Here is a 10,269-nt window from a genome sequence, read left to right on the forward strand (position 1 = left end):
CACCCAGGCGGAGGGCTCCATGAGCAAGCTCTACGCCTCCGAAGCCGCCACGTTCGTCACCCAGAACGCGCTACGCATCCTCGGCGGCAACGGCTACACCCGCGACTACCCGGTGGAGCGCTGGCACCGCGACGCCACCATCTACACGATCTTCGAGGGTGCCAGCGAGATCCAGAGGCTCATCATCGGTCGCACCATCACCGGCCTGCCCGTGCGGTAGCACCGCCGGAGTCGTCGGGCGCGCGAGCGTCGCACCACTCGGGTGGGGCGCCGCTCGCGCGCGACGCCCAGGGGGCACCGTTCATACGGGGCGGGCGACCGTGACGATCTCCCGGCTCGCGTCGGTGAGCGGCCCCCGCCCACCGTCCCCGAAACGCGCGTGCACCCTGAACCCGGTCGCCGTCAGGAGACGGTCGATCTCCTCGACCCCGGTGAACCGCAGGACACCCCGGTCCACCCGCACGGGAGCGCCGTCACGATCCGCGATGGTCTCGGTCAAGGTGACGACCCCTCCCTCCACCGACTCCACCCGGTGTTCCACCCGCAGCGCACGGCCGTGGTGATCGACCACCTCGGTCGCGTGGTCCGGGGTCCACCGCTCCCAGGCCCGCGCCCGCGGGTCGCGGGTACCGAACACGAGGCGGCCGTCCTCGCGCAGGGCGGTGCGGACCGCGGTGAGCGCCGCGTGCTGCGCGGCATCGGTGACGAACTGCTGGAACACGTTGCCCGCCATCGAGGCCAGAGCGAACTCCCCGCGGAAGCCCATGTCCTCGGCCCGGCCCTGGCACCACTCCACGTCCCGCCGGGTCCGGGCCCGGCCGAGCGCGGTGACGTCGGGGTCCACCCCGCACAGACGCCCGGTGTGCCCCTCCCGCCGGGCCCGGTGCAGCAGTGCACCGGTGCCGCGGCCCACGTCCAGAACGGAGTCGGCGGCCATGACGTGAGGGAGGCAGGGGTCGTCACCGGCGACCCGGGGGTCGAGCACGTCGCAGAGCGCGGCGAGATCCTCGTCGGAGTACACACCGGCCACGGTCGCCGATCCGCTCCCTCCCCGCAACGGGGTTCCGTGCGACGGAGGCCTCCCATGCCCCACACACCCCCACCGCCTCGGAGATTAAGCGAGACCTTAGGTCGGCGTTGACCGGCGCGACCCTCGGGTGTGCACTACCTCACACACAAGGCGAAGGAGTGCGCATGCAGGTCCCGGCACCGTTCGAATACGAACGCGCGACCAGCGTGGACCACGCGATCGGCCTGTTGGACCGGTTGGGCGAGTCGGCACGGTTGGTGGCGGGCGGCCACAGTCTGCTCCCGATGATGAAGCTCCGGCTCACCGATCTGGAGTACCTGATCGACATCAACGGGCTCCACGACGAGCTCGGGTACATCCGGGTCACCTCCGACGAGGTCCGGATCGGTGCCATGACCCGGCACCGGGAGCTGCTGGAGTCGGCCGAGCTGGCGGAGGTCTTCCCGGTCTTCGCCGAGGCGGAGAGGGTCATCGCCGACCCCTTGGTGCGCAACCGCGGAACGCTGGGCGGTTCGCTGTGCCAGGCCGATCCCTCCGAGGACCTGTCCGCGGTGTGCGGGGCACTGGACGCGGTCTGTGTCCTGCGAGGGCCGGGAGGAGGGCGCACGGTCCCCATGACCGCGTTCCACCTCGGCCCCTACGAGACGGCGCTCGGCCCCGGCGAGATGCTCGTGGAGGTGCGCCTGCCCGTGCGCCCCGGGGGGTCGAGCGCCTTCGAGAAGGTCGAGCGCCGCGCCGGCGACTGGGCGGTGGCCGCCGTGGCCGCCGCCGTGTGGCTGGAGGACGGCCGGTGCACCGACGCCGGGCTGGGGCTGACCGCCGTGGGCCCGCACACCGTGCGGGTCGACGGGATCGCGGAGGCGCTGCGCGGCCGGGAGCCCTCGGAGGACCTGTACGCACGGGCGGGCGCGATCGCCGCAGCGGCCTGTGATCCCACCACCGACGGTCGGGGCGGCGCCGAGTACAAACGTCACCTCGTCGAGGAACTCACCCGACGCGCGCTGCGGCGCGCCTTCGTCCGGACCGGGAGGCCCTGATCATGCGCGTCACCATGACCGTCAACGGTGCGGAGGTCACCAGGGAGATCGAGAGCCGGCTGCTGCTCGTGCACTTCCTGCGGGACCACCTGGAACTGACCGGCACCCACTGGGGGTGCGACACCAGCAACTGCGGCACGTGCGCGGTGTGGCTGGACGGCGAGCCCGTCAAGTCCTGCACCGTGCTGGCGGCGATGGCCGGGGGCCGGGAGGTCCGCACCGTCGAGGGGCTCGCCGAGGGCGACGAGCTCGACCCGGTGCAGCGGGGGTTCATCGAGTGCCACGGCCTCCAGTGCGGGTTCTGCACCCCGGGGATGATGATGACCTCCCGAGCCCTGCTGGACCGCAACCCCGACCCGTCCGAGGAGGAGATCCGCGAGGCGATCTCCGGACAGATCTGTCGCTGCACCGGCTACGCCACGATCGTGCGGTCGGTGCGCTGGGCGGCCGAACACGAGGCGAACGGATGTCCCGCCCACCCCGGTGGGACCGACGCCGCCGAGGCCCCGACCCGGGAGGAGGTCCGATGACCGCCGTGCACGACGACAAACCCCTCGGGCACGGACGGATGCTCCGCAAGGAGGACCCCCGTTTCGTGCGCGGGCGTGGCCGGTACGTGGACGACGTCCGGCTCCCCGGCATGCTGCACCTGGCGATCCTGCGCTCACCGGTGGCGCACGCCCGCATCGTGTCGGTGGACACCGCCGCCGCCGAGGCCCACCCGAAGGTCCGGGCCGTGGTGACCGGCGCCGGGCTCGCCGAGCAGGGACTGGCGTGGATGCCGACCCTGTCCAACGACGTACAGGCGGTCCTGGCCACGGACAAGGTCCGTTTCCAGGGTCAGGAGGTCGCCTTCGTGGTGGCCGAGGACCACTACGCTGCGCGCGACGCCCTGGAACTCATCGACGTCGAGTACGACGTGCTCGACCCGGTCGTGGACGCCCGCACCGCCCTGGCTGAGGGCGCCCCGGTCATCCGCGACGATCTGGAGGGCAAGTCGGACAACCACGTCTTCGACTGGGAGACCGGCGACGAGGCCGCGACGGAGGCGGTGTTCGCCCGGGCCGACGTGGTGGTCACCGAGGACATCGTGTACCCGCGGGTGCACCCCTCCCCCATGGAGACGTGCGGCGCGGTCGCCGACTTCGACCCGGTGGAGGGTCGGCTGACGCTGTGGTCCACCACCCAGGCACCGCACGCCCACCGCACCCTGTACGCGATGGTGGCGGGGCTGCCCGAGCACAAGATCAGGGTGATCTCCCCCGACATCGGCGGCGGGTTCGGCAACAAGGTGCCGATCTACCCCGGGTACGTGTGCGCGATCGTGGCGTCCCTGGTGGTGGGAAAACCGGTGAAGTGGATGGAGGACCGCTCCGAGAACCTCATCAGCACCGGCTTCGCCCGCGACTACGTCATGCGCGGGGAGATCGCGGCCACACGGGACGGCCGCATCCTGGGCATCCGCACCAACGTGCTCGCCGACCACGGGGCGTTCAACGCCCAGGCGGCGCCGAGCAAGTACCCGGCCGGCTTCTTCGGGGTGTTCACCGGCAGCTACGACATCGAGGCCGCGCACGCCAGGATGACGGCGGTGTACACCAACAAGGCGCCGGGCGGGGTGGCCTACGCCTGTTCCTTCCGCATCACCGAGGCCGTGTACCTGGTCGAGCGGATCGTGGACTGTCTGGCCCACGAACTGGAGATGGACCCGGTGGAGCTGCGGTCCAGGAACCTCATCCGGCCGGAGCAGTTCCCGTACACCACCAAGACCGGGTGGGTGTACGACTCGGGGGACTACGAGCCGACGCTGCGTGAGGCGATGCGCATAGCGGGCTACGACGCGCTGCGCGAGGAGCAGGCCGAGAAGCGCGCCCGGGGCGAACTGATGGGCATCGGGGTGTCGTTCTTCACCGAGGCGGTCGGCGCGGGCCCGCGCAAGAACATGGACATCCTGGGTCTGGGCATGGCCGACGGGTGCGAACTGCGGGTGCACCCCACCGGCAAGGCCGTGGTGCGGCTGTCGGTGCAGTCCCAGGGCCAGGGGCACGAGACGACCTTCGCGCAGATCGTCGCCGAGGAGATCGGTATCCCGCCGGACGACATCGACGTCGTGCACGGCGACACCGACAACACCCCGTTCGGACTCGGCACCTACGGCAGCCGTTCCACGCCGGTGTCGGGCGCGGCCGCCGTCATGGTGGCGCGCAAGGTCCGGGACAAGGCCAGGATCATCGCCTCCGGCATGTTGGAGGCCTCGGTCGCGGACCTGGAGTGGACCAAGGGAGCGTTCGCGGTCAAGGGCGACCCGGAGCGGTCGGTGACCATCCAGGAGGTCGCCCTGCGCGCCCACGGCGCGGGCGACCTGCCCGACGGCATCGAGGGCGGCCTGGAGGCGCAGGTCTGCTACAACCCGGAGAACCTCACCTACCCGCACGGCGCGTACGTGTGCGTCGTGGACGTCGACCCGGGAACGGCGCAGGTCAAGGTACGCCGGTTCGTGGCGGTGGACGACTGCGGCACCCGCATCAACCCCATGATCATCGAGGGCCAGGTGCACGGCGGGCTGGCCGACGGGGTCGGGATGGCGTTGATGGAGATGATCTCCTTCGACGAGGACGGCAACTGTCTGGGCGGTTCCTTCATGGACTACCTGCTGCCCACGGCGTTGGAGGTCCCCGACTGGGAGACCGGGTACACGGTGACGCCGTCACCGCACCACCCGATCGGCGCGAAGGGCGTGGGCGAGTCGGCGACGGTGGGTTCACCGCCGGCCGTGGTCAACGCCGTGGTGGACGCGCTGAAGCCGTTCGGGGTGCGCCACGCCGACATGCCGCTCACCCCGTCGCGGGTGTGGGACGCCATGCGCGGCCGGGCCCGACCCCCGTTCTGACCAGCGCACGGACCCGACCAGGGTGGTGTCCGCCGGAGCCCGGAGGACACCACCGCGTACCGATGACAGCAGGATCGAGGAAGGGGTGGGCCACGCGATGGCCGCCGTAGACCTGTCCGGCCGCGGCCGTGAGCTGCTCGCCGGCAGGGTGCCGTTCGTCGAGGCGACCGTGGTGCGGGCGCAGGTGCCCGCCTCGGCGCGACCGGGAGACGGGGCGATCGTCCTCCCGGACGGTTCCATCGAGGGTTTCGTGGGCGGCCAGTGCGCCCAGGGGTCGGTGCGCGCCGCCGCCCTGGAGGCCATCCGGGACGGGCACAGTGTGCTGCTCCGGGTGCTGCCGGGCGAGGAGGAGCCGTTCCCGGAGACCCCCGGAGCGCACGTGGTGGTGAACCCCTGCCTGTCCGGGGGCGCCCTGGAGATCTTCCTCCGGCCCCGGCTGCCCGAACCGGTGGTGGCGGTGGTGGGCGACTCCCCCATCGTGGCGGCGCTGCGCGAGATGGCCCCGCCGCTGGGGTTCGTGGTGGAGTCGGGCCCCGCCGCGGTGGTGGCGGACGCGACCGCCGTGGTCGTGGCCAGCCACGGTGGTGACGAGGCGGCGGTGATCCGCACCGCCCTGGACGCCGGCGTGGGTTTCGTGGGTCTGGTGGCCTCGCGCCGACGCGGCGCGGCGGTCCTGGACTCGCTGGACCTGGGGCACCGCGAACGCGGCCGGGTGCACACCCCCGTCGGGTTGGACATCGGGGCCGGCAACGCCGCGGAGATCGCGCTGTCGATCCTGGCCCAGCTCACCCGCGAGATGAGGGTGAACGGGCTGACCGCGCCGGTCCGGGCGCGACCGGACGTGACCGGCGCACCCAGGCCGGATGAGGCGATGGCCGTGGTCGCAGGGCCCGGCGTGGGCGCGCCGGGCGAAGACGCGCCCGCCGGAGGTGTACCCGGTGGCGGAGCGATCGGCGGCGGGAACCCGCCGGTGGCGACCGCCGTCGACCCGGTGTGCGGGATGACCGTCACCGTCGGCCCGACCACACCGCACCTGGAGGTGGGCGGGAAGACCCGGTGGTTCTGCTGCACGGGATGCCGGGACCGTGAGGCGGCACGAGGGTGAGGCTCGACGCCGACGAGGTCCGACGGCGGCTGGACGCCCGGGACCACCTGGTGGACGAGGGCACCGCCACCGCCCTGTCCCTGGCGATGACGCTGGGCCGACCCCTGCTGTTGGAGGGCGAGCCCGGGGTGGGCAAGACCGCCGTGGCCAAGGCCCTCGCGCTGGTCCTGGACGCCCCGCTGATCCGACTGCAGTGCTACGAGGGGCTGACCGCCGCCGAGGCCCTGTACGAGTGGAACCACCAGCGGCAACTGCTCGCGGTGCGGCTGGCCGAGTCGCGCGGCGAGCGGTTGGACGACGGCGACCTGTTCTCCGCACGCTTCCTGTTGGACCGACCGATCCTGCGGGCGGTGCGGCACCGGGGACCGGTGGCGCCGGTGCTGCTCATCGACGAGGTGGACCGCGCCGACGACGAGTTCGAGGCGTTGTTGCTGGAGTTCCTGGGCGAGGCGTCGGTGACCGTGCCCGAACTGGGCACCTTCACCGCGCGGCGGCCGCCCCTGGTGGTGCTCACCTCCAACCGCAGTCGCGACCTGCACGACGCCCTGCGTCGGCGCTGCCTCTACCACTGGATCACCTACCCCGAACCGGAGCGGGCCGTGGCCATCCTGCGTCGGCGGGTCCCCGAGGCGGGTGAGGCGCTGGTGGCCTCGGCGACCGCGTTCGTGGGCCGGGTCCGCGCGCTGGAGTTGGACAAGGCGCCCGGCATGGCCGAGACCATCGACTGGGTCTCGGCCCTGGGCGCCCTGGGCGTCACCGATCTGGTCCGCGACGACGTCGTGCGCACACTGTCCGCGCTGATCAAGACCCCCGACGACCACGACACGGTGGTCGCGGCACTGGACGACCCCGACCTCGGCCCGTCGGGGTCGCCGCACCCCTCCAGGGCCCGAGCGGAGACATCACCATGAGGATCGACAACGAGTTCACCGTCGCCGCGCCCCTGGACCGGGTGTGGGACCTGTTCACCGACGTAGAGGAGTTGGCCCCGTGTCTGCCGGGGGCGGAGCTCACCGAAGTGGACGGGGACGTCTACTCGGGACGGGTCAAGGTGAAGGTCGGGCCGGTGGTCGCCGCCTACCGAGGGACCGCACGGTTCGTGGAACAGGACCCCCAGGCCCACCGGGCGGTGGTGGACGCCTCCGGCCGGGCGGACCGGGGCGCGGGCAACGCCTCCGCGACGGTCACCGTGCGGCTGCGGGAGACCGACGGAGGGACCACCGCCACGGTCGTGACCGACCTGCGGATCACCGGCAAGCTCGCCCAGTTGGGCGGCGGGATGATCAAGGATGTTTCGGAGCGTCTGCTGGGGCAGTTCGTGGAGAGGGTGGAGGCGAGACTCGCCTCCCCCGACCACGAGGAGGCGGACGGTATGGCGGACGACGAGGGCCGGGGCGACGGTCGGCGGAGCGCGAACTCCCACATGGGCGGGGGCACGCACATGTCCGGGGGTTCCCACATGGGCGGCGGCGCGCACATGTCGGGCGGCGACCACATGGCCGGCGACGGCCCGCTGTCCGGGGAGAGGGAGGACGGTGACGCGGGAGGTGACGACGGTGATCCCGCCCCCGCCGACCCCGGCCCCGTGCCGGCGGAGAGGGCGCCGACGGTCCCGGAGCCCCGGGACGGCAACCGGAACGAGACCGCGCGGGCGGCCTCGACCAGACGGACCATCGACGGCCCCGCGGCCGAGCCGGTGGACCTCATGGCGGTCTCCGGCGGCAACCGATTCCTGTGGCCCACGATCGCCGTGGTCGTGGCCTTCGCACTGGGGTTCCTCGTCGGCTATGCCGTCCTCGGCTGAACCCGGCGCCTCACCGCTGCCCGGTGTGGACCGTGCCGCCTTCGTCGTCGCGTTCGTCGAACGCCTGCGCGCCCGTGGCGCGCGCGTGGACCTGGACGCCGCGGGCACCTGGGCGCGGGCGCTCGCCGTCGGTCTTCCCGAGACCGCGGGTCGCCTGTACTGGACGGCCCGGGTGTGCCTGGTGCGCCGTGCGGAGGACCTGGCGGTCTTCGACACGGTCTTCGCCACCGCCTTCGACGGAGGGGTTCCGGGGGCGGAATCGCGTTCGGAGGTCACCTCCACCACGCGCGTGCGCGACGCCTCCCGCGGGTCCCGCGACGACGCCGAGGGACCCGCCGGTGGGGCGCCGGAAGGTCTGCCGTGGGCGACCCTTCCCCCGACACAGGAGCGCGACGAGGCGACACAGGAGTCACCCGACCTCTCCCCCAGTGAACTGGAGGCCCGCTCCGAGGAGCCCTTCGAACGGTTGAGCGAGGCGGAGTGCGCCGCGCTCGCGGCCTGGGCGACCGACGCGGCGCGCCGCCCGCCCCGTCGGCGCGGCCGACGTCGGCGGCCGCGCGGGTCGGGAGGCCGGGTGGCCCTGGGCCCCACCCTGGCGCGGGCCAGGCGTACCGGGTGGGAGCCGCTGGAGCTGGTGCGGGAACGCCCGGTCCGACGGGCCCGTCGTGTGGTGGTGGTCTGCGACGTGAGCGGTTCGATGCGCGCCCAGAGCGCCGCGTACCTGCATCTGGCCGGGTCGTTGGCGTCCACGGCGCGGGCCGAGGTCTTCACCATCGGCACACGCCCGACCCGGCTGACCCCGCTGCTCCGCCGAGGCACCGTGGACGAGGCGGTGTCCCGGGCGACCGAGGCGGTGGCGGACCGGTTCGGCGGTACCCGGATCTCCGCCGGCCTGCGGGAACTGCTCGCCTCCCGGCACGGCACGCTGCTGCGCGGCGCGGTCGTGGTGGTGTTCTCCGATGGGTGGGACGGCGACCCGCCCGAGGCGATGGCGGCGGCGATGGCCCGTCTGCGCCGGCGGTCCCACCGGGTGGTGTGGGCCAACCCCCGGGCGGCGGCACCGGGGTTCGCCCCGTCCACGGGCGGGATGTCCGCGGCGCTGCCGTACTGCGACGTCGTGGTGCCCGCGCACAGCTTCGCCGCCCTGCGGGAGGTGGTCGAGGCGCTGACCGACGCGGCCCGGTCGTCCACGCGGCCCATCCCGAGGCGCCACCGCACTCCCTGACACCGACGTCCGTGGCACGGACGCGCCCGGCCGCCCGCGCGACCCCGCCGGGCGACGCCCTCCCCTCGGGTCCGCCGGTGGACCCGAGGGGAGCACGGCCCCGCTCAGTCGGCCCCGGCCGGGACCTCGGCGTGGTTCCAGAGGGTGACGTGGGTGGTCGGGCGGAAGCGCCCGCGATGCACACCGGACCCGCGCAGCATGGCCTGGGTGGCGCGGGGCGTGGTCGCGAAACGGACGAACTCCCCCGCCACGCCCTCCTCGGGGTCGGCCAGGGTCAGGGCGCCCCACGCCCCGGAGGTGCGCACCGGCGGTCCGACAGGGGTGACCAGCCTCCGGGCGGCCAGGTCGGGACCGACCGCGAACCCCACGGCCAGGCCGACACCGGCGCCGCGCTTGACCTCCTCCAGGGCCGCCGCGTGGCTGGGGAACACGCGCTGGTGGGACTCGGGGACGTCGAAGCGGCGCAGCGCCGCGGGGACCAGACCGGTGCGGTCGAGCGCCGAGGGTCCCAGAAGCCAGGGGTGGTCGCGTAACCGCTCCGGTTCCGCCCGCCCCCGGGCGAGGGGGTGCTCGGGGGCCACCACGGTGAGCAGCCGGTACTTCAGGACGCACCGGGAGACCAGACGTCCGGCGGGTGCCCCGGACTCGGGCGGGACCGGCCCGAGCGCGACGTCGACGGCGCGGTCGCACAACAACGCGCCGAACCGTTCGGGGGCGTGCACGCTCACCTCGACGTCGAGGTCGTCGGCGCGGCCCACGAACTGTTCGATCAGGCCCGGCGCGGCGTGTTCGGCGAACAGTGCGGTGACCGCGATCCGCAACAGCCGGGTGCCGTCCCGGGCCCGGCCGACCTCGTGCAGGGTGCGGTCCTGCAACCCGATGAGCTCGGCGGCGCGTCCGGCCAGACGCACACCGCCGGGTGTGAGCGCCAGTCCCGCTCCGGTACGGGAGAACAGACGGTCGTCGAAGAGCCTGCGGAGCTTGCCAATGTGCAGGGAGACGGCGGCCTCGGAGACGTGCAACTCCAGGGCCGCGCGTTTGACCGATCCGAGGCGGACCACGGCGGAGAACGCTCTGAGCTGGGTGGGGGTCATCACGCACCCCCGGTTCGGGGTGCGCGCGGACGTGACCGGACCGGAACGGCCCGGGGCGTGGCGGGCCGTTCCGGTCCGGTCACG

10 protein-coding genes are annotated in these 10,269 nt (G+C 73.3%); 8 read left to right on the forward strand and 2 right to left on the reverse strand.

The genetic code is table 11. The features are described from left to right. Positions 1 to 220, forward strand: a 220-nt coding sequence (locus DSY14_RS24485; protein ID WP_283091692.1) for an acyl-CoA dehydrogenase family protein, incomplete at its 5' end; no start/stop codon positions are given. Positions 221 to 301: 81 nt separating this feature from the next. On the opposite strand, the gene DSY14_RS24490 is transcribed toward DSY14_RS24485, so the two are convergent. Beyond that, complete coding sequence (locus tag DSY14_RS24490; protein ID WP_211718978.1) at positions 302 to 1,021, reverse strand: trans-aconitate 2-methyltransferase; 720 nt, start codon at positions 1,019 to 1,021, stop codon at positions 302 to 304. A gap of 173 nt (positions 1,022 to 1,194) precedes the next feature. On the opposite strand from DSY14_RS24490, the gene DSY14_RS24495 reads away from it, so the two are divergent. The 7 genes from DSY14_RS24495 to DSY14_RS24525 all read left to right on the forward strand — a co-directional run bounded on the left by DSY14_RS24495 (position 1,195) and on the right by DSY14_RS24525 (position 9,091). Further along, the gene (locus DSY14_RS24495; RefSeq protein ID WP_211718979.1) at positions 1,195 to 2,067 is read left to right on the forward strand and encodes a xanthine dehydrogenase family protein subunit M; all 873 of its coding nucleotides are present in this window, start codon (positions 1,195 to 1,197) and stop codon (positions 2,065 to 2,067) included. A 2-nt stretch (positions 2,068 to 2,069) separates the two neighbouring features. Further along, a complete protein-coding gene (locus tag DSY14_RS24500; protein ID WP_211718980.1) occupies positions 2,070 to 2,597 on the forward strand; it encodes a (2Fe-2S)-binding protein in 528 nt (175 codons plus the stop codon). Then, positions 2,594 to 4,957, forward strand: coding sequence for an aerobic carbon-monoxide dehydrogenase large subunit (locus DSY14_RS24505; protein WP_211718981.1), 2,364 nt, complete (start codon positions 2,594 to 2,596; stop codon positions 4,955 to 4,957). Before DSY14_RS24500 ends, DSY14_RS24505 begins: the two co-directional genes overlap by 4 nt. Before the next feature lie 97 nt (positions 4,958 to 5,054). Beyond that, positions 5,055 to 6,062 carry an XdhC family protein gene (locus DSY14_RS29325; RefSeq protein WP_211718982.1) on the forward strand — a complete coding sequence of 336 codons (1,008 nt, stop codon included), beginning with the start codon at positions 5,055 to 5,057 and terminating at the stop codon, positions 6,060 to 6,062. After that, positions 6,059 to 6,973 (forward strand): MoxR family ATPase, encoded by a 915-nt coding sequence (locus DSY14_RS24515; RefSeq protein WP_211718983.1) that lies wholly within the window; start codon positions 6,059 to 6,061, stop codon positions 6,971 to 6,973. Before DSY14_RS29325 ends, DSY14_RS24515 begins: the two co-directional genes overlap by 4 nt. After that, positions 6,970 to 7,866, forward strand: a complete 897-nt coding sequence (locus tag DSY14_RS24520) for an SRPBCC family protein (protein WP_211718984.1) — start codon at positions 6,970 to 6,972, stop codon at positions 7,864 to 7,866. Before DSY14_RS24515 ends, DSY14_RS24520 begins: the two co-directional genes overlap by 4 nt. Continuing rightward, positions 7,850 to 9,091, forward strand: a complete 1,242-nt coding sequence (locus DSY14_RS24525; protein ID WP_249188401.1) for a VWA domain-containing protein — start codon at positions 7,850 to 7,852, stop codon at positions 9,089 to 9,091. Before DSY14_RS24520 ends, DSY14_RS24525 begins: the two co-directional genes overlap by 17 nt. A gap of 104 nt (positions 9,092 to 9,195) precedes the next feature. On the opposite strand, the gene DSY14_RS24530 is transcribed toward DSY14_RS24525, so the two are convergent. Then, on the reverse strand, positions 9,196 to 10,269 hold a 1,074-nt coding region (locus DSY14_RS24530), incomplete at its 5' end, for a LysR family transcriptional regulator (RefSeq protein ID WP_211718985.1).

This window comes from Nocardiopsis sp. MG754419, from assembly GCF_018207095.1.
Classification (GTDB): Bacteria; Actinomycetota; Actinomycetes; order Streptosporangiales; family Streptosporangiaceae; genus Nocardiopsis.